The sequence below is a fragment of the Actinoplanes campanulatus genome, from assembly GCF_014647795.1.
Classification (GTDB): Bacteria; Actinomycetota; Actinomycetes; order Mycobacteriales; family Micromonosporaceae; genus Actinoplanes; species Actinoplanes campanulatus.
Genome location: NZ_BMPW01000001.1, coordinates 871,309 through 893,944, shown reverse-complemented (window position 1 = coordinate 893,944; position 22,636 = coordinate 871,309). Strand labels below are relative to the sequence as shown.

Sequence of the window (22,636 nt, the reverse complement as noted above, 5' to 3'; positions counted from 1 at the left end):
GGATAGAGAACAATGGCTGAAGTACTGGTCGTCGTCGAGAACGGCGTCAAGAAGGTCACCCTCGAGATGCTGACGATCGCCCGTGGCCTCGGGTCCGTCTCGGCGGTCGTGTTCGGCGACGCCGACACCGCGAAGCTCGGCGAGTTCGGTGCCGAGAAGATCTACACCGCGTCCGGTGAGGACGTCGACGGCTACCTGGTCGCCCCCAAGGCCACCGTGGTCGCCGAGCTGGTGAAGCGGGTCCAGCCCGCCGCCGTGCTGCTCGCCTCCACCCAGGAGGGCAAGGAGATCGCCGCCCGCCTGGCGATCAAGCTGGACAACGGCCTGCTCACCGACGCGGTCGGGCTCGACGCCGACGGCACCGCCACCCAGGCGATCTTCGCCGGCTCGGCGATCGTCAAGTCCAAGGTCACCAAGGGCCTGCCGATCGTCACCATCCGCCCGAACTCGGTCACCCCTGAGCCGTCGGCCGCCACCCCGGCCGTCGAGGAGCTGACCGTGGCCGCGTCGGACGCCGACAAGCTGACCAAGGTCGTCGAGCGGGTCGCCGAGCAGAAGGGCTCCCGCCCCGAGCTCACCGAGGCCGGCATCGTCGTCTCCGGTGGCCGCGGCGTCGGCAACGCCGACAACTTCAAACTGGTCGAGGAGCTCGCCGACCTGCTCGGGGGCGCCGTCGGCGCGTCCCGCGCGGCCGTCGACTCGGGCTACTACCCGCACCAGTTCCAGGTCGGCCAGACCGGCAAGACCGTGTCGCCGCAGCTCTACGTGGCGCTCGGCATCTCCGGCGCGATCCAGCACCGGGCCGGCATGCAGACCTCGAAGACGATCGTCGCGGTCAACAAGGACGCCGAGGCGCCCATCTTCGAGCTCGCCGACTTCGGCGTGGTCGGTGACCTCTTCAAGGTCGTCCCGCAGGCGGCCGACGAGATCCGCAAGCGCAAGTAGTCCCACGGCCCGGGCGATCGCCCACCCTCGCGGGGTGGCCGATCACCCGGGACCCGCACGTGCTCGGCCCGGCGTTCCTGCGCCGGGCCGTTCGCTTTCCAACCCGGATTCGGTACGCCGTTCGTCGCTCCCGACCGCACCACTGCAGTCCCGCCCTACCGGCGATCTCACCGCTCCCTCCCGCCCGGTGCCGCCCGCGCCGGGCGGACCCGCCGCCCTCACCCTCACCCCGGCGATCCGCCGCCCTCGCCCTCACCGTTCCGGCGTTGATAGGAGGGTGGGCGCACACGTGGGCCGCTGCGTGGGCACCGACCAAGCCCATTCGCCGGGTGGGCGCACACGGCGGTGCGACCGTGTGCGTCCACCCGGCTCGGCAGGGAGGGTGGCAGGCCCCTGAGGGTGAGGGCGGCGGGTCCGCCCGGGTGGGGTGAGGGTGACGGCGGCGGGTCCGCCCGGTGCGGGCGGCAATAGGCGTGAGGGTGCAGTGAGGTCGCCGGTAGGGCGGGGCGGAAGTGGTGTGGTCGGGGGCGGGGGACGGCGTACCGGAGCGGGGTGGTGATTTTGATCTTGGGAGGGCTCGGACGGTAGTGGTGACGGGAGGACGGCCTAAGCTGGAGGCGATGGCCTACCTGGATCATGCGGCGACCACGCCGATGCTGCCTGCCGCGCTCGACGCCTATGTCGCCGCGGCGCGTGAGCTTGGAAACCCGTCTTCGCTGCATGCGGCGGGTCGTGGGGCCCGGCGCCTGGTCGAGGAGTCGCGGGAGCGGATCGCGGCGGCGCTGGGAGCCCGGCCGTCCGAGGTGATCTTCACCGGTGGCGGGACCGAGGCGGACAATTTAGCGGTCAAGGGGATCTTCTGGGCCCGGCGGGACGCCGACCAGCGGATGCGCCGCGTGGTGGCCTCGGCCGTCGAGCATCACGCCGTGCTGGACGCGGTCGACTGGCTGGGGCGGCACGAGGGCGCCGAGACGGCACTGCAACCGGTGGACGCGGCCGGGCGGGTGGATCCGGAGGCGTTCGCCGAGCTGGTGCGGGCACACGGTCACGAGATCGCCGTGGTCAGCGTCCAGTGGGCGAACAACGAGGTCGGCACGGTGCAGCCGGTCGCCGAGCTGGCGGCGCTGTCCGCGGCCGCCGGGATCCCGTTCCACACCGACGCGGTGCAGGCGGTCGGGCAGGTGCCGGTGGACTTCGCGGCGAGCGGCGCCGCGGCGCTCACCCTCACCGGGCACAAGGTGGGCGGTCCGGTCGGTGTCGGCGCGCTGCTGCTGGGCCGGGACGTGACCTGCACACCGTTGCTGCACGGTGGCGGCCAGGAGCGGGACGTGCGATCCGGGACCCTGGACACCCCGGGCGTGGTGGCCTTCGCCACGGCCGTGGAAGCCGCGGTCGCCGGCCGGGAGGAGCACGTCAGCCGGGTGGCGGCGCTGCGCGACGACCTGGTGGAGCGGGTGCGCGCGGCGATCCCGGACGCGATCTGCAACGGTGACCCGGCCGATCGGCTGCCGGGCAACGCCCACTTCTCCTTCCCGGGCTGCGAGGGCGACGCGCTGCTGCTGCTCCTGGACGCGCAGGGTGTCTATTGCTCGACCGGTTCGGCGTGTTCGGCCGGGGTGGCCCAGCCGAGCCACGTGCTGCTGGCGATGGGCGCCGACGACCCGCGGGCCCGCTCGTCGCTGCGGTTCAGCCTCGGGCACGACAGCACGAAGGCGGATGTGGACGCGCTGCTCGCGGCGCTGCCGGGCGCGGTGGAACGCGCCCGCCGGGCGGGGGCCTGGAAGACATCCAGATAGGCTGGGACCATGCGTGTTCTCGCAGCCATGTCGGGCGGTGTCGATTCGGCGGTCGCCGCCGCGCGCGCCCGTGACGCCGGCCATGATGTCACCGGCGTGCACCTCGCGCTCGCCCGTAACCCCCAGACGTTCCGGACCGGGGCGCGCGGCTGCTGCACCCTGGAGGACTCGCGGGACGCTCGCCGGGCCGCCGATGTGATCGGCATCCCGTTCTACGTGTGGGACATGGCCGAGGAGTTCCACGACAGCGTCGTCGACGACTTCGTGAACGAGTACGCGGCCGGCCGCACCCCGAATCCCTGCCTGCGCTGCAACGAGAAGATCAAGTTCGCGGCCGTGCTGGACCGGGCGGTGGCCCTGGGCTTCGACGCGGTGGTCACCGGCCACCACGCCCGCCTGGGCGCCGACGGCCTGCTGCGGCGCAGTGTCGACCTGGCCAAGGACCAGTCGTATGTGCTGGCCGTCCTGACCCGCGCTCAGCTCGACCGGGCGATCTTCCCGCTCGGCGACTCGACGAAGGAGCGGGTCCGGGCCGAGGCCGCCGAGCGTGGGCTGGCCGTGGCCGACAAGCCGGATTCGCACGACATCTGCTTCATCGCCGACGGTGACACCCGCGGGTTCCTGGAGAGCCGCCTCGGGTCGGCGCCCGGCGACATCGTGGACGGGCGGACCGGCGAGCGGCTGGGCGCCCACAACGGGGCGTACGGGTTCACCGTCGGCCAGCGCAAGGGCCTCGACCTGCGGGTTCCCGCCGCCGACGGCCGCCCGCGCTACGTGCTGTCGATCACCCCGGTGACCAACACGGTGACCGTCGGCCCGCGTGAGGACCTGGAGGTCGACGTGGTCACCGCCGACCGGCCGATCTGGCACGGCGTGGACACTCGGGTGGATTGCGAGGTTCAGCTGCGAGCGCACGGCGAGGTGGTCCCGGCTTCGGTGTCGGTCGCCTCCGATGCCCTGGTCGCCACTTTGCAGTCGCCGGCGCGAGGCGTCGCCGCAGGTCAGGCGATCGTCGCCTACCAGCCGGATCCCGAGGGGGACATCGTGCTCGGCTCGGCGACGATCACGGCCGGTTCCCGGGTGTCGTCGCATGCCTGAGTTCCCCTGGGGCGCGGGCGTCGCCACCGGCATCGGCTCGCTGCCCGGCACCGACATCGCCGAGGCCCAGCGGATCGTGCTGGGCGAGCTGCCCGGCCTGCCGCACCTGCCCGAGCTGCCCGAGCGCGGCCCGGGCGCCGACATGATCGGCCGGACCGCCGGGTTCCTCGTCGAGCTGCCGGTGCAGGTCTATGCCGGCCGCTGGCAGGTCGCCGCGCGGCCGGGCCAGGACCTGCGGCGGACCGCGGATCTGCTGGAACGCGATCTGGACCAGCTCACCGAGCAGGCCGACGGATACTCCGGCCCGCTGAAGATCCAGGCCGCCGGGCCGTGGACCCTGGCCGCGAACCTGGACCTGCCGATCGGCGGGCGGATGCTGCGGGACCCGGGCGCGGTCCGGGATCTGACCGACTCGCTGGCCGAGGGGCTGCGCCGGCACGTGGCCGAGGTGCGCAAGCGGGTGCCCGGTGCCACCGTGCTGCTCCAGCTCGACGAGCCGTCGCTGCCCGCCGTCCTGGCCGGGCAGGTGCCCACCGAGAGCGGGCTCAGCGCCTATCGGGTGGTGGACGGACCGGACGCCGCGTCCCGTCTGCGCAGCGTGGTCGAGGCGGTCGACGCCCCGGTGATCGTGCACTGCTGCGCGCCCGAGATGCCGTTGCAGGTGATCCGGGACGCCCGGGCCGCCGCGGTCGCCTTCGACCTGTCGCTGCTCAAGGACCTCGACCCGCTCGGTGAGGCGATCGAGGCCGGGCTGGGGATCTTCGCCGGGGCCGCGCCGACCCGCCCGGTCGCCGGCCGCCGTCCGGAGTCGAAACAGATCGCCGACCGGGTGCGGACCCTCTGGCAGCGGCTCGGCTTCCCGGCCGCCCGGCTGCCCGGGCAGGTCGTGATCACCCCGGCCTGCGGGCTGGCCGGCGCGCCGATCGGCTATGTCCGCGCGTTGCTGAAGGCGTGCACGGAGGCCGGCCGCCGGATCGCCGAGGTCTGAGAGCGGAAAGTGTCAGGGGGTGGGGCTACCGTGCCACCTAGGTATTCCTGACACGGAGGTTCGGTTCAGTGGCTACACCAGAGGCATCTTCCCGGCATGCCGAGCTGGCCGACGAGATCCGCGAGCACCAGCACCGCTATTACCAGCTCGACGCGCCGACGGTGTCGGACGCGGAGTTCGACCTCCTGCTGCGCGAGCTGGAGGCGTTGGAGGCGGAGTTCCCGGAGCTGCGCACCCCCGAGTCGCCGACCCAGATGGTCGGCGGCACGGCCACCGGCGACTTCCCCAAGGTCGAGCACGCCGAGCGGATGATGTCGCTGGACAACGTGTTCAACCTCGACGAGCTGACCGCGTGGGCCGAGCGCGCGGTTCGGGACGCCGGCGGCCCGGTGCGGTTCCTGTGCGAGCTCAAGATCGACGGTCTGGCGATCAATCTGACGTACGAGAAGGGCGTTCTGGTTCGCGCCGCCACCCGTGGCACCGGGCGGGTCGGCGACGACGTGACCCCCAACGTGCGGACCATCGGGGACATCCCGGAGCGGCTGACCGGTGACGACGTGCCCGACCTGGTCGAGGTGCGCGGCGAGATCTACTTCCCGGCCGAGGCGTTCGCGGCGCTCAACGCGATGCTGGTGGAGCAGGGTAAGCCGACGTACATGAATCCCCGTAACGCCGCCTCCGGCAGCCTGCGGCAGAAGGATCCACGGGTCACCGGGTCGCGCGGGCTCGGCATGGTGGTGCACGGGCTGGGCGCGCGGGAGGGGTTCAGCCCGGCCTCGCAGTCGGCGGCCTATGCGGCGATGAAGGCGTGGGGCCTGCCGGTCAGCGAGCGGTGGAAGCTGGTCGACGACCTGGCCGGGGTGCGCGAGTTCATCGAGTTCTACGGCAAGCACCGGCACGACGTCGAGCACGACATCGACGGTGTCGTGGTGAAGGTCGACGACGTCTCGATCCAGGGCCGGCTGGGGTCGACCAGCCGGGCGCCGCGGTGGGCGATCGCGTTCAAGTACCCACCGGAGGAGGTCACCACCAAGCTGCTCGACATCCGGGTCAATGTGGGCCGCACTGGCCGGGTCACACCCCAGGCGGTGGTGGAACCGGTGGTGGTGGCCGGGTCGGAGGTCGAGTTCGCCACCCTGCACAACGCACAGGAGGTGGTCCGCAAGGGTGTGCTGATCGGCGACACCGTGGTGCTGCGCAAGGCCGGTGACGTCATCCCGGAGATCCTCGGGCCGGTGCTGGAGCTGCGGCCGGCGGATGCGCGGGCGTTCGTGATGCCGACCGAGTGCCCCGACTGCGGGACGCCGCTGGCCCCGGCGAAAGAGGGTGACATCGACATCCGATGCCCGAACTCGCGGTTCTGTGTGGGGCAGCGGCGGGAGCGGCTGACCTACATCGGGCAGCGCAATGTTCTGGACATCGACGTGCTGGGGGAGAAGTCGGCGCACGCGCTGATCGATTCGGGTGTGCTGTTCGACGAGGGTGATCTGTTCACGCTGACCGCCGACGACCTGCTCCGGGCGCCGTTCTTCGTGAAAAAGGACGGAACGCTCGGGGCGAACGCGGAGAAGATGCTGCTGAGCCTGGCTGAGGCGAAGGGGCGGCCGCTCGCCCGGATCGTGCGGGCGCTCTCGATCCGGCATGTCGGGCCGACGGCGGCGGAGGCGCTCGCCCTGGAATACGAGGCGATGGAGGCGATCGAGGAGATCGTCGCGCGGACGGCGGCGTTGCCCGAGGTCGAGGCGCTGGTGCCGGCGGTCGTGGAGGAGCCGGACGAGGCCGACGTCGCGGAGAACCCGGCGACGACCGGGAAAGCGGTGGTCAAACGGACCGTCAAGGTCGTCGACCCGCTGGCCGAGGTGGACGGCGTCGGCCCGATCATCGCCGAGAGCCTGCGTGAGTGGTTCGCCGTCGACTGGCACCGGGAGATCGTCGAGAAGTGGCGGGCCGCGGGCGTGCGGATGGCCGACGAGCGGGTGGAGACCGGCCCCCGCACGCTGGACGGCCTGACCGTCGTGGTCACCGGCACCCTGGCCGGCTACACCCGCGACCGGGCGGCCGAGGAGATCACCACCCGGGGCGGGAAGGTGACCGGCTCGGTGTCGAAGAAGACCGGGTTCGTGGTGGTCGGCGACAACCCGGGCAGCAAGTACGACAAGGCGCTCGCCCTCAAGGTGCCGGTGCTCGACGAGGCGGGTTTCGGGGTTCTGCTGACGGACGGCCCGGAGGCGGCCAGGGCGGTGGCCGAGAGCACCCCGGAAGGGTGAATCCCGGCGGATCGCACGTCTGAGAGCTAACCGACGTCTAACAACGTTTAGGCGCTTTCGGACAAAAAGCGCCATATGGATCTATGGTGTAGGCGATCGGTGATCGAGGCCATCGTGGAGGTCGCATGGATGCCGCTCGCCCACGGTTGGCCGGTCCGGACCACCGCCGTGCCGTGCTTGTCACCACCGTGCCTGCCGTCGTGGCCGCCGTCCCGCTGATCTGGGCGAGCGGCGGCCTGCCACCGGCCTTCTGGACCATGGCGGTGCTGGCCGTCGTGGTGGACGCCCGTCCGTACGTGGTGCCCGGCCGCCGCGCCAGCTCGGTGATCCTGCCCTCGATCTGCTTCACCTTCGGCATCGCCCTCGCCTGGGGAGCGTTGCCGGCGGTGGCCGTGCAGACGGTGGCGGTGGCGGTGGCGGGCGCCCGGATGCGGCATTCGCCCCGGCGCACCCTGCACCTGACCGTGCAGCACGCCGCGGCGCTGATCGCCGCGTCGACCGTCGCCCACCTGGTGTCGCTGCGCGTCGACGACAGCCCGGGCTGGTGGGCGGTGGTGCTGATCTGCTTGGCCGCCGTCACGTGGATGCTCGCCCGCTATTCGGTGGCCGCCCTGGCCCGGGTGCTGACCTCGGACGCCCCGCCCCGCCGGCGCCGCCGCGGCCACGCCGACCTGTTCGCCACCGCGGCCCTGCTGCTGCTCGGCCCGGTGGTGCTGGTCGCGGCCCGGGTCAGCCCGGCCCTGCTGCCGCTGGCCCTGCTGGCGCTGCACGCCGTGCACCGGATGGTCCGCTGGGCCGGCGAGTTCGAGCGGGCCACCCGCTTCGACCCGCTGACCGGCCTGCCCAACCGGCGTGGCCTTCAGGCCGCGATGGCCGAGCGCGACCCGGACCGGCGCCGCGCCCTGCTCCTGATCGACCTGGACCGGTTCCGCACGGTCAACGACGCCCTCGGCCACGGCGCCGGGGACCGGCTGCTGACCCGGGTCGCCGACCGGCTGACCGCCGCGGTGCCCACCCACGACCTGGTGGTCCGGCTCGGCGGCGACGAATTCGCGGTGCTCGCCACCCGGGTCGAGGACCCGGCCTCGGCCCGGCGCATCGCCCAGCACCTGACCGACGAGCTGAGCCGTCCGTTCCCGCTGGACGGCACCCCGGTCGAGCTGAGCGCCTCGATCGGGATAGCACTGCAATCGGGCCGCCGCGACGACAGCACCCTGCTGCGCGAGGCCGAGTCGGCCATGTACGAGGCGAAGGAGCGCGGTGACCAGGTGGCCGTGCACGGGCCGGACGTGGCCGAGCACACCCCCGACAAGCTCACCCTGGTCGCCGACCTGCGCACCGCGCTGCGCCGGGACCCGCCCGACGACGGGATCGTCCTCTACTACCAGCCGCAGGTCGCCATCGCGACCGGCGAGGTGGTCGGCGTGGAGGCGCTGCTGCGCTGGCGGCACCCGCGGCGCGGCACGGTCGGCCCGGAGGAACTGCTCCGCGCGGCCGAGCCGACCCCGGTGATGCGGCTGCTCACCGCACGTGTGCTGGAGGAGGTGGTGGCCCAGCTCGCGGCCTGGCGGCGGGATCGTGTGCCGCTGCGGGCCGCGGTCAACGTCAGCGCCCGCGACCTGCACGCCGGGGACATCGCGGACCGGGTGGGCGCGCTGCTCGGCCGGTACGGCGTACCCGCTGATCTTCTGCAGTTGGAGATCACCGAGAGCGCGCTGATGGCCGACCCGCACCGGGTCCTGGAGACCACCACCCGGCTGAGCCGGATGGGCGTGGGCATCTCGCTGGACGACTTCGGCACCGGTTACTCGTCGTTGCAGCATCTTCGGCGGTTGCCACTCGCCGAGGTGAAGATCGATCGCTCGTTCGTGCTGGGCATGACCACCGACCGGGGCGACGCCGCGATCGTCCGCTCGGTGATCGGCCTGGCCGACTCGCTGGGGCTGCGCGCCGTCGCCGAGGGCGTGGAGGACGAGGCCACCTGGCGGATGCTCGCGGCCGCCGGCTGTCACACGGCGCAGGGCTGGTTCCACGCCCGTCCCATGCCGGCCACCGATCTCGCCACGTGGCGACGGCGGTACCGCCCGGTCAAGGCCGGGAATCGCGGCGAAATAGACTCAGGCCCGGCAGTTAAACCGTCAAACGATGAGGGGGCAGGATGGCCGCCATCTCCCGCGAAGAGGTAGCGCACCTGGCGCGCCTGTCGCGGCTCGCCGTGACCGAAGAAGAGCTCGATCGATTCGCGGGGCAGCTCGACGTGATCCTGCAGTCGGTCGCGCGGGTCGGTGAGGTGGCCGCGGAGGACATCCCGCCGACCTCCCACTCGGTGCCGCTGACCAACGTGTACCGCGAGGACGTCCCCACCACGAGCCTCACGCAGGACGCGGCGCTCTCCGGCGCTCCGGACGCGTACGAGAGCCGTTTCCGGGTGCCGCGCATCCTGGACGAGGAGGACTGATCGTGACCGACCTGACCAGGCTTTCCGCCTCCGATCTCGCTAAGTTGATCTCTACAGGAGAGGTCTCCGCCGTCGAGGTCGCCACCGCGCACCTCGACCGGATCGCCGCCGTCGACGACCGGGTGCACGCGTTCCTGCACGTCGACCGGGCCGGCGCCCTCGAAGCCGCCGCCGCCGTCGACCGCGGGGAGATCACCGGCCCGCTGGCCGGGGTGCCGATCGCCGTCAAGGACGTGGTGACCACCAAGGGCGTCCCGACCACCGCCGCCTCGAAGATCCTCGAAGGATGGAAGCCGCCGTACGACGCGACCATCGTCGAGCGGCTCAAGAAGGCCGGCATGCCGATTCTCGGCAAGACCAACATGGACGAGTTCGCGATGGGCTCTTCCACGGAGTACAGCGCGTACGGCCCGACCAACAACCCATGGGACCTGGGCCGGATCCCGGGCGGCTCGGGTGGTGGCTCGGCCGCCGCGCTCGCCGCCTACGAGGCCCCGCTCGCGATCGGCACCGACACCGGTGGCTCGATCCGCCAGCCCGGCGCGGTCACCGGCACGGTGGGCGCGAAGCCCACCTACGGCGGCACCTCGCGCTACGGCCTGATCGCCTTCTCCTCCTCGCTGGACACGCCCGGCCCCTGCGCCCGGACCGTCGAGGACACCGCCCTGCTGCACGCGGTGATCGCCGGCCACGACCCGCGTGACTCCACCTCGATCCCGCAGCCGGTGCCGGACGTGGTGGCGGCCGCCCGCCTCGGCGCGACCGGTGACCTGACCGGTGTGCGGCTCGGCATCGTCAAGGAGTTCGCCGGCGACGGCTCCGAGCCCGGCGTGACCGCCGCGTTCCAGGAATCACTCCAGAAACTGGTCAAGCTGGGCGCCGAGGTCGTCGAGGTGTCCTGCCCGCACTTCGAGTACGCGCTGCCGGCCTACTACCTGATCGCCCCCAGCGAGTGCTCCTCCAACCTGGCCCGCTTCGACGGCGTCCGGTACGGTCTGCGCGCCGGCGACGACGGCAACCGCTCGCTCGAGGAGGTCATGTCGCTGACCCGGGAGGCCGGCTTCGGCCCCGAGGTGAAGCGCCGGATCATCATCGGCACCTACGCCCTGTCCAGTGGCTACTACGACGCCTACTACGGCCAGGCGCAGAAGGTCCGCACCCTGATCACCCGCGACTTCCAGTCCGCGTTCGAGAAGGTGGACGTGCTGGTCTCGCCGACCACCCCGTTCGTGGCGTTCCCGTTCGGATCCCGGACCTCCGACCCGTACCAGATGTACCTCGCCGACCTCTTCACCATCCCGACGAACCTGTACGGCGGACCGGCCATCTCGGTCCCGTGCGGGCTCTCCGAGGGCCTGCCGGTCGGCTTCCAGATCATGGCCCCGACGTTGGCCGACGACCGGATGTACCGGGTCGCCGCCGCGCTCGAGTCCGCCGTCGGCACGTTCACCCCGCCGGCCCTGTGAGGAGGGAGCAGAGATGAGCTACGAAGAGATCCTCACCCGGTACGAGCCGGTCATCGGCCTGGAGACCCACGTCGAGCTGGGCACCGCGACCAAGATGTTCTGCGGCTGCAAGACCGACTTCGGCGCCGAGCCGAACACCCAGGTCTGCCCGGTCTGCCTGGCCCTGCCCGGCGCGCTGCCGGTGATGAACCGCGCCGCCATCGAGGCGACCATCCGGATCGGCCTGGCGCTGAACTGTGACATCGCCGAGTGGTGCCGGATGGCCCGGAAGAACTACTTCTACCCGGACATGCCGAAGAACTTCCAGACCTCGCAGTACGACGAGCCGCTCTGCGTGGACGGCTACGTGGACGTCGAGGTCGACGGTGTCACCCACCGCATCGGCATCGAGCGGGTGCACATCGAGGAGGACACCGGCAAGACGCTGCACGTCGGCGGCGCCACCGGCCGGATCCACGGCGCCACCGAGTCGCTGGTCGACTACAACCGGGCCGGCATCCCGCTCGTCGAGATCGTCACGAAGCCGGTCCCCGGGCTGGGCGGGCTCGCTCCCGAGATCGCCAAGGCGTACGTCGCCGAGCTGCGCGACATCATCCGCTCGCTGGGCGTCTCCGACGTGCGGATGGAGCAGGGCTCGATGCGCTGCGACGTCAACACCTCGCTGAACCGCCCGGGCGAGGAGTGGGGCACCCGGACCGAGACGAAGAACGTCAACTCGCTCCGCTCGGTCGAGCGCGCCGTCCGCTCCGAGATCATCCGCCAGTCCGGGATCCTCGACGGCGGCGGCAAGATCCATCAGGAGACGCGGCACTTCCACGAGGACCGGGGCGACACCAGCCCCGGGCGCTCCAAGGAGACCGCGACCGACTACCGCTACTTCCCCGAGCCCGACCTGGTGCCGATCGCTCCGGACGCGGCATGGGTCGCCTCCCTGAAGGCGGCTCTCCCGGAGAAGCCCAGCACCCGCCGGGCCCGCCTCCGCGAGGAGTGGGGCATCTCCGAACTCGACATGCAGTCGGTGGCCAACGCCGGCGCCGTCGAGATCATCGAGGAGACCATCGCGGCCGGCGCGTCCCCCGCGGGCGCCCGCAAGTGGTGGATGGGCGAGCTGGCCCGCCGCGCCAACGAGCTGAACATCGAGCTCGCCGCGGTCGGCGCCACGCCGGCCCAGGTCGCGGCCCTGCAGAAGCTGGTCGACGAGGGCAAGCTGAACGACAAGCTCGCCCGTACCGTCCTGGAGGGCGTCGTCGCGGGCGAGGGCGACCCGGCCGAGGTGATGGCCGCCCGCGGCCTCGAGGTGGTCAACGACACGGGTGCCCTCACGGCCGCCGTCGACGAGGCCATCGCCGCGAACCCGGACATCGCCGCTAAGATCCGAGACGGCAAGATCGCCGCCGCGGGCGCCCTGGTGGGCGCGGTCATGAAGACCACGCGAGGCCAGGCGGACGCCAAGACCGTCCGCGAGTTGCTCCTGGAGCGCCTCGGCGTTTCCTGACCGATTTTGTACGGCTACGCCCGGCCCCGGGAATCCATGGGGGCCGGGCGCTGCCGTCCCCGGCCCTTTGCCGCCCGTTCCGGGCGGAGCTGCCGACTCCCGCTCACGGCCGCGCGGTGGTATGAGAGCGGACCGATCCCCGCCGGGAAACGGGCAATTTGTCATACTCTGCGGAAATGTCACTGTTCTCCGCGTTCGGGGTGCTCGCCACGGTCGTCCTGACCGGCCTGAACTCCGCCGGCGGCCCCCTGCTCGACGCCATGACCCCGGCCGCGCAGCTCAGGGTCGGTGGCCGCCTGCTCGCCGCCGTGGCCCCGAACGTCGAGCAGTTCACGGTCGGCGGCCCGCTGTTCGGCCCGGTGCCTACGCGCGAGCGGCTGACGGCCGGTGGCCCGCGGTCCAGCGCCGTGGCCCCGGGTATCGAGCGGCTCACGGTCGGCGGCCCCGGCGCGCTGGTGGACGCCGACCGGCTCGCCATCGTCCGGTTCGACGCCACCGCCGGGCAGCGTCTCACCGTACTGGCCGAACGCCGAACCCTCACCGCGGCCGACAACACCGACGTGATCATCCGCCGCATCGACGAGAAGGTGGCCGAGGGCACCCTGCTCACCACCTGGTCGGCCGCGAGCGTCGATTTCACCGCCCCGGCGACCGCCGGCTACATCATCGAGGTCAAACCCCGGGTCGCCGAACACGGAACCGTACTGGTCAGCCTGCGCGGATCCACCTCGGGCACCCTCGTTCCCGGCGGCCCGCCCCGGAAGGTCACCATCGGAAAAGCCGGCGAACGAGCCTTCCTCACCTTCCCGTCCCCGGCGGGACGGAAGCTCACCCTGGTGGCCCGGCGCGGCACCCTGCCCCGGCAGGAGTACACCGACCTCAAGGTGACCACCCCCGCCGGCGAGACCGAGGTGCTCGGAGCGCTCGGCGAGGACAGCGACTTCCGGACCCTGAACTTCGACACCACGGCCGGCGGCGTCCACACCATCGAGGTCAACCCGGACACCACACACACCGGGACACTGACCGTCCAACTGGTCGGCACCGTCTCGGCGCGCCTCACCGCCGGCGCCCCACCGTCCCGCGTCACCCTGGCCCGGGCCGGCGAGCGAGCCTACGTCACCTTCCGAGCCAAGGAGGCCGAACAGCTCCGCCTGACCGTCCGCCGGGGTTCCCTGACCACCACCGGCCAGACCTGGGTACAACTGCAGACACCCCTGGGCCTGGACGCCGGCTCCGGGACACTGACCGCCGAAAGGCCCACCGCGTCGCTGGCTTTCAGCACCTCGGCCGGCCTCTACACGATCGAGATCGACCCAGAGGGCATGGACACCGGCACACTCCTGTTGGACCTCCGCCGAATCCCCTGACGGCCCCACCACCCCACCCTGCCGCCGGCCCGCTGGCCCGCGGCCGTGGGGCGGGGGTCGGTCAGCGGGATGGCTGGATCGACGAGAGTGAGGGCGCCGGGGTGGGAGTCGGCTCCGGTTCGAGGCCGATGACGTTGCGCTGCATCTCCACGTTCGACTCGCCGGTGCCGCCCAGCTGGATGTCGTCGTATGCCTTCAGCTCGTTGTTCTCGTCGAAGTAGAGGACCGACAGGCTCAGCGGGGTCGCGTCCTCACCCTCCAGGCCGCGCAGCCCGGCGCCGCCGGTGGAGCCCTCCACCATGAGGCGTGTGGTGAAGGTGGGTGGGGGCGCCGTGGACGCCGACGGGACCGGGGAGGCCGACGTCGACGGGCCGGGCGGCGGCGCGGTGGGTGCGGGCAGCGTGCTCACCACGCGGCGGTGCAGGTGGCCGGCGAGCACCAGGGGGACCACGCCGGACAGCGGCTGGGCCATGGCCGGGTCGTGGACCAGGGCGATGTCGACCTTTTTGCCCGAGTCGCGGATCGTCTGTGCCAGCCGGTCGCCGGCGGCGGTCAGCAACTCGGGGCCGGATTCGTCGCCGGCCACGTTCGTCTCGCTCTTGTCGGGGGTGAACTGGGGGTCGCCGATGCCCGCGATGGTCAGCCCGTCGATCTCGGTGAGCGCGTCGTCGAGGACCACGGCGTTGCTCTGCCGGGCCACCGCCGCCTGGATCGCCGCCGAGTCGTGGTTGCCCCGCACGTAGATGTAGGGGACCTGGACCGACGGGATGGAGGCGACGAACGACGTCTCGGCGCTGCTGCCCCAGTCGACGATGTCGCCGGTGTCGATCACCGCGTCGATGTCGAAGGTGTCCACCACGGTCCGGATGAGGCCCCACGACGTCGGGTTCAGATGCAGGTCGGAGACGTGCAGCAGGCGGGTCGTGTTGCCGGCCGGCTCGTAGACCGGCAGCGCCGAGATGGTCGAGTAGACCCGGCTCACGTTGCCGAGGATGGCCTGGAGCTGCTCCGAGTAGCGCCCGTAGTTGTCGGCGATCCGCCGGGCGTCACCGACCACGGCGGGCGCGTTGACGAGCAGGCCCTCATAGCGGGGCTCGCTGATCGAATTCGGTCGCAGCGTGGCGGCGGCCAGGCCCAGGCTGCCGCCGGTGACGACCAGTGCGGTCAGGCCGGCCGCCGCGGTCCGCCGTGTGTCGCGGAAGATCAGCGCGGCCAGGACGAGCGTGCTGAGCACGGCCAGGCCCATGGTGCGCAGACCGAGCCGGGCCACCCCGGCGACCACCTCGTCGACCGCCCGCTCCCCGGCCGTGCTGATCGCGGCCGGGTTGTCGATCAGCGCCTCGGTCCGGCTCTGGTCCAGCGAACCGAGATCCACCCGCAGGTGCACCGGGCCCCGGTGACTGTCCAGGTGCAGTGAGCCGAGCGGTGGGATGTTCACCTCGGTGCCGCCGTGCACGGACGGGATCACCGACATCTCGGCGCTGAACGGGCCGACGTTCAGATCGGAGCGGGCGAACAGCATCACCCCGATCAGCGAGCCGACGACGGCGGTCAGCCCGACCGCCGCGGCGACCCGGAGCCGCCGGGACCAGCGATGCCGGACCGCCCGGCCGGTCAGGCCGGTGGCCGCCCGGAAAAAGCCGGCGCCGGCCCGAAGCGGCCCGGCCGGCGCCCTGAGGAAGCCGGCGAACCCGGCGGCCGACCGGAAGAGCCGCGCCACCGATTCGGCAAGAGCGGCGGCACGTCGGCGTCCGCTCTGCCCGGGCGGTTCCTGGTTGGTCGGCGCCTCGCTCATCGGGACCTCACCTGCCCGATCCTGATCGTCGCGAAACAGTCATCGCCGTCAACTCCGGCCGGCGCCGCCGTCGGAGAAGACCAGCCGGAGAATGCGGTCGTCCTCGGGGCCGGGCTGCCCGGCGTCCTCCTGGTTGGAGGTGGCCACCCAGAACGATCCGTCCGGCGCGGCGGCCAGGGCGCGCAGCCGGCCGAACTCGTCGGTCAGCAGCTCCTGTGGGCTGCCCAGCACCGTGCCGTTGCCCGTCACGTTGAGCAGCTGCAACCGCCGGCCGAGCACGCACGCGGTGGCGACCATGCTCTCCAGCGTGGCGACACCGGCGCACGACGACGTGTCGGTGGGCCAGGAGACCAGGGGATCGGTGTATCTCGGGTCGGTGGCGGGGCCGTCGGCCTTCGGCCAGCCGTAGTTCTTCCCCTTCACCACCACGTTGAGCTCGGCGGTGCGCGGCTGGCCGCGGTCGGTGGCGAACATCCGCTTCGTCTCGTCCCACGCCAGGCCCTGGACGTTGCGGTGGCCGGACGACCAGACCGGCGAATTGCGCACCGGGTTGCCGGGGGCGGGTCTGCCGGCCGTGGTGATCCGCAGGATCTTGCCGCCCAGGCTCTTCGGGTCCTGGGCCTGGCCGCCGCCGTCGGTGCCGTCGCCGGTGCCCACGTAGAGCAGGCCGTCCGGCCCGAACGCCAGGGCGCCGCCGTTGTGCTGCTCGGACCGGGGGATGCCGGTGAGGATCGGCTGGACCGGCCCGTCCCCGGCGATCTTGGCGATCCGGTTGTCCTCGGCGGTCGTGTAGTAGACGAAGAGGGTCTTGTCCGACTCGAACTTCGGTGACACGGCCACGCCGAGCAAGCCGCCGTCACCACCGGCCGTGACCTCGCCGAGCCGCCGCAACTCGGTGACCTTGAGCCCGCCGGCGGTCGACTCGGGACCGATCTTGAGGATGCGGGCGGTGTCGCGCTCGGTGACCACCGCACCGCCGTCGGGCAGGAAGGCCATGCCCCACGGGACCTCGAGATCCTTCGCCAGCACGCTGAGGGCGACCTCGCGCTCGGCGTCGCCCTCAGCGGCGGTCGGCGCGACCGACGGGCGGGGCAGGTTGGGGGGCGAGCCGGCCTGATCCGGGCCCGGTGGCCCGAAGCTGCAGCCCGCGGTCAGCGCCAGCACGGCGCCGGACGTCGCGGCCACAGCGCGGACCCGGCGGAATCGCACGACAAGCCACCCCTCTCGACATCTGCCGACCAGGGTAGCCGTGAGGTCCGACAGAACCCCGCCGCTCATTGACCGGCGGCGCCCCGGTCGGTCACCGGGTGGCCGCTGGCCTCGAGGACGAGCGGAAGATTCTTGCTGGTGACACCGGTGAGCCGGATGACGTTGCCGTTGTCGAGCAGGGCGGAGACCCGGCCGTGCTCGTCCGGCGCCAGCTCCTCGACCCGGCTCCAGGGCACCCGGCTGCCGCCGAAGAGGGCGCGCACCCGCAGCTCGTCGGGGTAGACGTCGGTGCCGGCCCGCCACGCCCAGACCAGGGCGGCGAGCGGGATCAGCAGGATCGGGGCCAACTGCCAGGCGGAGCCGGCGAGCGGGACCGTGCCGACGAGCGCGATCAACGCGGCGACCAGCACGGCGCCGGACTTACGGACGCGGAGGACGGGACGACTGCTCACATCCCCCATCCTCCCACCCGGTACGCCGGGCCCGTCCGGCCGGTCACCGGTTGACCGTCATCGTTGAATGGCAGACGATTCCGTTCGTGGGACGGCGACACGCCGTGCCGTAACCCGATCCGGGGACCCTCGTTGACCCGGTGCAGCTCCCTCTAGCTCCGCCCCACCCCGGCTCGCCGGGCCGACAGCAGAGGACCGCCGATGACCGCCGTGCCGCCCGGCTCCGCTGTCGCGGCGCTGGCGATCGTCGTCGCCGGCCTCGGTGCGGCCGCCGTCCTGATCCGCGTGGCGCTGTCGATCCACCGCGCCGACGGCACCTTCGTGGCCTGCCGGGGCGCCGGTTTCGTCGGTCTGGGCGCGCTGGCCACCGGGCTGACCGGGCTGATCCCGCGGTGGGCGCCGGAGCACCGGGCCGTCTGGCTGACCGCCGGGCTGGCCGTCGCCGCCATCTGCTTCGTGACCGGCACATCGCTGCTGCCCGGCGCGGCCCGGAACTGGGTGGTCCGGCTGCGGCGGATGTTCGACGGGGTGGGGCTCGGGGTGAGCCTGGGCTTCGCGGCCTACCTGATCCCGGCCACCACCCGGCGCCCCGAGCTGGTGCCGGCGCTGCTCATCGCGGCCGGCGGCGTCGCGATGGTCACGGTGATCGTGCTGCGGGCCCGGCCCCGCCCGGTCCCGGCCATGTGGTGCGGCGCCGGATCGTCGCTGGTCCTGATCGGGCTGGGGATCCTCGCCTACCGCTCCACCGGCCCGCTGCTCTGGCCGGCCACGCTGCTGGTGGTGGGTGGGCTGACCGCGTCGGCGATCGGCGGCTCCCGGCGGGACCTGCCGCCTCCGCCGCTGGAACCCCGCCACCCGGATCAGTACCTGGCCAGCTACCCGCTGCTGGCGGTGCCGGCCGCGGTCGGCGTGGTCGCCGCGATCTGGCACCTGGTGACGGTCCGGGACTTCGACACCGAGGCGATCATCTTCGGTCTCGTGATGGTCAGCGTCCTGGTCGTACGGGAACTGCTCGTGGTGCGCGACATCCGGCGGTACGCGGGCCGGCTGCGGGTGGCCGAGGCGCATTTCCGCTCCCTGGTGGCCGGTGCCACCGACCTGACCCTGGTGCTGGACGAGAAGCTGACCGTCCGCTGGCAGTCCCCGGCCGCGGCCCGCCTCTTCGGGCTGCGTGACGAGGAGGTGATCGGCCGGGAGTTCCGTGAGCTGATCCACCCGGACGACGCGGCGGACGCGGACGCGGTGATCGGGTCGATCCTCGCCGGTGAGCACGAGGGCGGGCCGCCGGTGCTGGTCAACGCCCGGCTGCGGGACGGCGCCCAGCTCTGGCGGGACACCGAGTCGACGATCTCCGACCAGCGGGCCGTCCCCGAGGTGGCGGCGCTCGTGGTGCACGTCCGGGACGTCGGCGAGCGCCGGCACCTGGAGCGCACCCTGAGCCGGCTCTCCTATCTGGACCAGTTGACCGGCCTGGCGAACCGCCGGGCGCTGATGCGGGACCTGCTGGCCTTCCGCCGCCGGGCCGGGCAGCAGGGCACCCTGCTGGTGATCGACCTGCACGGGCTGGCCGAGGTCAACGACACCCGGGGCCGGGAGATCGGCGACGCCGTGCTGATCGAGGTGAGCCGCCGGATCCGGGGCCTGCTCGGTGGCGAGGACGTGGCGGCCCGGCTGGGCGGCGACGAGTTCGCGGTGCTGACCGGTGAGTCGGCGGTGCCCGCGTACGCCCTGGCCACCCGGATCGTCACCACCCTCGGTGAGCCGTACCCGCTGCCCGGGGCGACCGTGACGCTCTACACCAGCGTGGGCCTGGCCGAGCTGGCCGGCGGCGCCGACTCGGACGACGTGCTGCGCCAGGCGGACCTGGCCCGGCAGCGGGCCCGGCAGCTGGGCCGGGACCGGGTCGAGTGGTACGACCCGGACGTCGAGATCCAGCTGCACCGCCGGATGGAGCTGGAACAGCAGCTGCTCGGCGCGGCCGGGCGCGGCGAGCTGGATCTGGTCTTCCAGCCGGTGTCGGCGCTGCGCGACGGTCGCCCGGCCGGGGTCGAGGCGCTGCTCCGCTGGCGGCACCCGGAGCTGGGCACCATCCCGCCGGGGGAGCTGCTGCCGATCGCCGCGGCGCTGGGGATCACCGCCGAGCTGGACGAGTGGGTGCTCGACGAGGCGTGCCGCCGCCTCTCCTCCTGGACGGTGCGCGACGATTTCTGGCTGTCCGTGAACGTGGGACCGCGTGAGCTGCTCACCGCCCGTTTCCCGGAGCGGGTCGCCACCATCCTGCGGCGCCACGGACTCCTTCCGGAACGCCTGGTCGTGGAGGTGGCCGAGACCTGGATCGCCGAGGACGTGCCGGCGATCGTGGCCGCCCTGGCCGGGCTGCGCAAACTCGGTGTCCGGGCCGCGCTGGACGACTTCGGGTCTGGCCAGACGTCGCTGTCACATCTGCGGCGGCTGCCGGTGGACATGCTGAAGCTGAGCCGGGCGCTGATCGACCCGCCCTCGGAGGCGGTGGTCGGCGGCGGCCCGGCGGTGCTGGACGTGGTGGTCAGTCTCGGTCGCAGGCTGGGCCTGGACGTGGTGGCCAAGGGTTTGGAGACCGACGAGCACATCGCCCGCGCGGTAGCGGCCGGCTGCCGGTACGGCCAGGGTTTCGCGCTCGGTTACCCGGGCCCGGCCGAACGGGTCGAGGCCTACCTGGAGAGTCACCGCGGCTAGCGCGGCGGTGCCGTGCTCCCGCGTGGGGTGAGGTGCACCCGGCCCGCCTCCACGTTGCCCACCTTGGTGCCGTCGATGGCGTTGAGCAGCTCCCGGGCCGCCTGTGCCCCGTACGCCGAGATGTCCCGGCTGAGCGCGGTGAGCGGCGGGTGAACGAGGCTGCACAGCGGCGAGTCGTCCCAGGCGACGATGGACAGGTCGCCCGGTACGGAGAGGCCCATCTCCTGTGCCACGGCCAGGCCGGCGACCGCCATCACGTCGTTGTCGTAGATGATCGCGGTGGGCCGGTCCCCGCCGATCAGCAGGCGCCGGGTGGCCCGGCTGCCCTCCTCGCCGGTGTAGTCGGCCGGGATGGTGATCGAGTGGTCCAGGCCGAGGGCCGCGCAGACGCCCTCGAAGGCCTTGGTCCGGTTCTGCGTGTGCAGCAGGCCGGGCGGGCCGCTGACCCGGGCGATCCGGTGGTGCCCGAGGGCGACCAGGTAGCGGACCGCCTCGGTGATGGCGCCGGCGTCGTCGGACCAGATCTGGGCGATCGGCCCGGTGTCGCCGGGGCCGCCGATCACGATCGCCGGGAGCTGGAGTTCCTGGAGGACCGGGATGCGGATGTCGTTCTCCCGGATGTCGGTGACGATCACGCCGTCGATCCGGCGTTCGCCCCACCAGCGGCGGTAGACCTCGACCTCCTGTTCGGGGGTGGCCACCACCTGGAGGGTCAGCGCGTACGACCGCTCGCCCAGCTCGGCCTCGAAACCGCTGATCAGGCCCATGAACCAGGGCTCTATGCCGAGCAGCCGGGCGGGCCGGCACAGGGTCAGGCCGACGGCCCGCGCGCGGGCGCCGGACAGTGCCCGGGCCGCGCTGTTGGCGTTGAACCCGATCTCCTGGGCGATCGACAGGATCCGCTTGCGGGTCGCCTCGGAGACGCCGGGCTGGCCGTTCAGCGCATATGACACGGCGCCCTTGGACACGCCCGCCCGCCGTGCGATGTCGGCGATTGTGGGCCGCTTCACTCAGTCTCCTCTGTCCCCACTGCCGCCGAGCTTATCGGGCGCCGGGTGCACGCCGACGGAGTCCCTCGACGTCCGACACACGCTTGATCGGTTAAGTGTTACGGCACACATCGGACAATGTAAACCTGGTGTCCGAATAATCCGGACTGGGTGGGGTTGGGAGCGCGCCCGTAACGCGGTATTGACATGGCTGAAAGCCGGGCTTACGGTTCCCCCAACTTACCCGGTTCAGTGATGCGCATCTCCTTGCGGAGGAATGACATGGAACGTTTCGGACGTCGCGCCGCGCGCGTGGGGGCCGCCGGCCTCGCCGCCGCGCTGGCCATCGCCGGTTGCAGTGGCCAGGCGCTGGAGGGCAACGACTCCAGCACCGAAGGCGGCCAGGTCACCCTGAAGGTCAACTTCTGGGGTGACATGGGCCTGGATCAGCTCAAGGCCAAGTACGAGGCCGACCACCCCAACGTGAAGATCGTCCTGAACTCGGGCGAGTACAACGCCCAGCACGAGGACCTCCAGAAGAAGCTGGTCGCCGGCTCCGGCGCCCCGGACATCTCGGCCGTCGACGAGGGCTTCATCGTTCAGTTCCGCAGCCAGGCGGACCAGTTCGTGAACCTGAACGACAAGGGCGCGAGCAGCTTCGAGTCGAAGTACCTGCCGTGGAAGTGGCAGGCCTCGCAGTCCACCGACGGCAAGCAGATCGGTCTCGGCACCGACGTCGGCGGTCTGGCCATGTGCTACCGCACCGACCTGTTCAAGGCGGCCGGTCTGCCGACCGAGCGGGACAAGGTCTCCGAGCTCTGGAAGACCTGGGACCAGTTCATCGAGACCGGCAAGACCTACACCGCGAAGACCGGCAAGAAGTTCGTCGACTCGGCGACCAACCTGTTCAACCCGGTCCTCTCGCAGCAGCCGGTCGGCTTCTACGACCCGCAGGAGACCCTCCAGATGGAGGGCGGTCCGAAGGCCGGCTTCGACGTCGCCATGAAGGCGATCGACGCCGGGCTCTCCGCCAACCTGGCCAGCTTCCAGCCGAACTGGGACCAGGGCTTCACCAAGGACCAGTTCGCCGTCCTCGCCTGCCCGGCGTGGATGCTCGGCCACATCCAGAAGACCGCGCCGAACCAGGCCGGCAAGTGGGACATCGCCGCGATCCCGGGTGGTGGCGGCAACTGGGGTGGCTCCTGGTGGACCATCCCGAAGCAGGGCAAGAACGTCGACGAGGCGTACAAGTTCGTCGAGTGGCTGGTGCAGCCGGAGCAGCAGATCGAGGTCTTCAAGAAGGTCGGCAACCTGCCCTCGCAGCCGGAGCTGTACAAGAACAAGGAGATCCTGGACTTCAAGAAGGAGTTCTTCTCCAACGCCCCGACCGGCCAGATCTTCGCCACCACCGCGGAGAACCTGAAGCCGCAGTACCTGGGCAAGAAGAACGGCCCGACCCGGGTCGCCGTGGAGAACGTGATCAACCGGGTCCAGCAGGGCCAGCTGAAGTCGGCCGACGCCTGGGCTGAGGCGGTCAAGGAAGCCGAGAAGGCCTCGAAGTCCTGATCCGAACCCTTCCGGTACGGCGGGGCG

At 72.0% G+C, this 22,636-nt stretch carries 16 protein-coding genes; 12 read left to right on the top strand and 4 right to left on the bottom strand.

Annotated features, from left to right (window positions below; translation table 11 throughout):
* Positions 1 to 12: 12 nt before the first annotated feature.
* The 10 genes from IEZ13_RS03945 (at position 13) to IEZ13_RS03900 (ending at position 13,883) form a co-directional block, all read left to right on the top strand.
* Positions 13 to 945 carry an electron transfer flavoprotein subunit alpha/FixB family protein gene (locus IEZ13_RS03945; RefSeq protein ID WP_183216709.1) on the top strand — a complete coding sequence of 311 codons (933 nt, stop codon included), beginning with the start codon at positions 13 to 15 and terminating at the stop codon, positions 943 to 945.
* Positions 946 to 1,565: 620 nt separating this feature from the next.
* Positions 1,566 to 2,741 (top strand): cysteine desulfurase family protein, encoded by a 1,176-nt coding sequence (locus IEZ13_RS03940; protein WP_183216707.1) that lies wholly within the window; start codon positions 1,566 to 1,568, stop codon positions 2,739 to 2,741.
* A 9-nt stretch (positions 2,742 to 2,750) separates the two neighbouring features.
* A complete protein-coding gene (gene mnmA, locus IEZ13_RS03935) occupies positions 2,751 to 3,839 on the top strand; it encodes a tRNA 2-thiouridine(34) synthase MnmA (protein ID WP_183216705.1) in 1,089 nt (362 codons plus the stop codon).
* The gene (locus IEZ13_RS03930) at positions 3,832 to 4,827 is read left to right on the top strand and encodes a methionine synthase (RefSeq protein WP_183216703.1); all 996 of its coding nucleotides are present in this window, start codon (positions 3,832 to 3,834) and stop codon (positions 4,825 to 4,827) included. The genes mnmA and IEZ13_RS03930 overlap by 8 nt, the downstream gene beginning before the upstream one ends.
* A gap of 47 nt (positions 4,828 to 4,874) precedes the next feature.
* The gene (gene ligA, locus IEZ13_RS03925; protein WP_183217223.1) at positions 4,875 to 7,094 is read left to right on the top strand and encodes an NAD-dependent DNA ligase LigA; all 2,220 of its coding nucleotides are present in this window, start codon (positions 4,875 to 4,877) and stop codon (positions 7,092 to 7,094) included.
* Between the two features lie 125 nt (positions 7,095 to 7,219).
* On the top strand, positions 7,220 to 9,280 hold the full coding sequence (locus tag IEZ13_RS03920) for a putative bifunctional diguanylate cyclase/phosphodiesterase (protein ID WP_183216701.1): 2,061 nt from the start codon (positions 7,220 to 7,222) through the stop codon (positions 9,278 to 9,280).
* Positions 9,253 to 9,552 carry an Asp-tRNA(Asn)/Glu-tRNA(Gln) amidotransferase subunit GatC gene (gatC, locus tag IEZ13_RS03915; protein ID WP_183216699.1) on the top strand — a complete coding sequence of 100 codons (300 nt, stop codon included), beginning with the start codon at positions 9,253 to 9,255 and terminating at the stop codon, positions 9,550 to 9,552. Before IEZ13_RS03920 ends, gatC begins: the two co-directional genes overlap by 28 nt.
* A 2-nt stretch (positions 9,553 to 9,554) precedes the next feature.
* On the top strand, positions 9,555 to 11,018 hold the full coding sequence (gene gatA, locus IEZ13_RS03910; protein ID WP_183216697.1) for an Asp-tRNA(Asn)/Glu-tRNA(Gln) amidotransferase subunit GatA: 1,464 nt from the start codon (positions 9,555 to 9,557) through the stop codon (positions 11,016 to 11,018).
* A 13-nt stretch (positions 11,019 to 11,031) separates the two neighbouring features.
* Positions 11,032 to 12,513 (top strand): Asp-tRNA(Asn)/Glu-tRNA(Gln) amidotransferase subunit GatB, encoded by a 1,482-nt coding sequence (gene gatB, locus IEZ13_RS03905; RefSeq protein ID WP_183216695.1) that lies wholly within the window; start codon positions 11,032 to 11,034, stop codon positions 12,511 to 12,513.
* 176 nt (positions 12,514 to 12,689) lie between these two features.
* On the top strand, positions 12,690 to 13,883 hold the full coding sequence (locus tag IEZ13_RS03900; protein ID WP_183216693.1) for a hypothetical protein: 1,194 nt from the start codon (positions 12,690 to 12,692) through the stop codon (positions 13,881 to 13,883).
* 61 nt (positions 13,884 to 13,944) lie between these two features.
* Here IEZ13_RS03900 and IEZ13_RS03895 read toward each other — a convergent pair whose 3' ends face one another.
* The 3 genes from IEZ13_RS03895 to IEZ13_RS03885 all read right to left on the bottom strand — a co-directional run bounded on the left by IEZ13_RS03895 (position 13,945) and on the right by IEZ13_RS03885 (position 17,348).
* Entirely contained in the window at positions 13,945 to 15,678 is a 1,734-nt protein-coding gene (locus IEZ13_RS03895) for a metallophosphoesterase family protein (protein ID WP_183216691.1), read from the bottom strand.
* A 48-nt stretch (positions 15,679 to 15,726) separates the two neighbouring features.
* Positions 15,727 to 16,887, bottom strand: coding sequence for a PQQ-dependent sugar dehydrogenase (locus IEZ13_RS03890; RefSeq protein ID WP_229794426.1), 1,161 nt, complete (start codon positions 16,885 to 16,887; stop codon positions 15,727 to 15,729).
* 65 nt (positions 16,888 to 16,952) lie between these two features.
* Entirely contained in the window at positions 16,953 to 17,348 is a 396-nt protein-coding gene (locus IEZ13_RS03885) for a PH domain-containing protein (RefSeq protein WP_183216687.1), read from the bottom strand.
* Positions 17,349 to 17,540: 192 nt separating this feature from the next.
* Here IEZ13_RS03885 and IEZ13_RS03880 point away from each other — a divergent pair, with 192 nt between their 5' ends.
* The gene (locus tag IEZ13_RS03880) at positions 17,541 to 20,054 is read left to right on the top strand and encodes a putative bifunctional diguanylate cyclase/phosphodiesterase (protein ID WP_183216685.1); all 2,514 of its coding nucleotides are present in this window, start codon (positions 17,541 to 17,543) and stop codon (positions 20,052 to 20,054) included.
* Here IEZ13_RS03880 and IEZ13_RS03875 read toward each other — a convergent pair.
* Entirely contained in the window at positions 20,051 to 21,064 is a 1,014-nt protein-coding gene (locus IEZ13_RS03875) for a LacI family DNA-binding transcriptional regulator (protein ID WP_183216684.1), read from the bottom strand. The two genes, IEZ13_RS03880 and IEZ13_RS03875, sit on opposite strands and share 4 nt — an antisense overlap.
* A 261-nt stretch (positions 21,065 to 21,325) precedes the next feature.
* Here IEZ13_RS03875 and IEZ13_RS03870 point away from each other — a divergent pair, with 261 nt between their 5' ends.
* Positions 21,326 to 22,609: an ABC transporter substrate-binding protein gene (locus IEZ13_RS03870; protein ID WP_183216682.1), complete on the top strand. Its 1,284-nt coding sequence runs from the start codon at positions 21,326 to 21,328 to the stop codon at positions 22,607 to 22,609.
* The last annotated feature ends 27 nt before the right edge of the window (positions 22,610 to 22,636 follow it).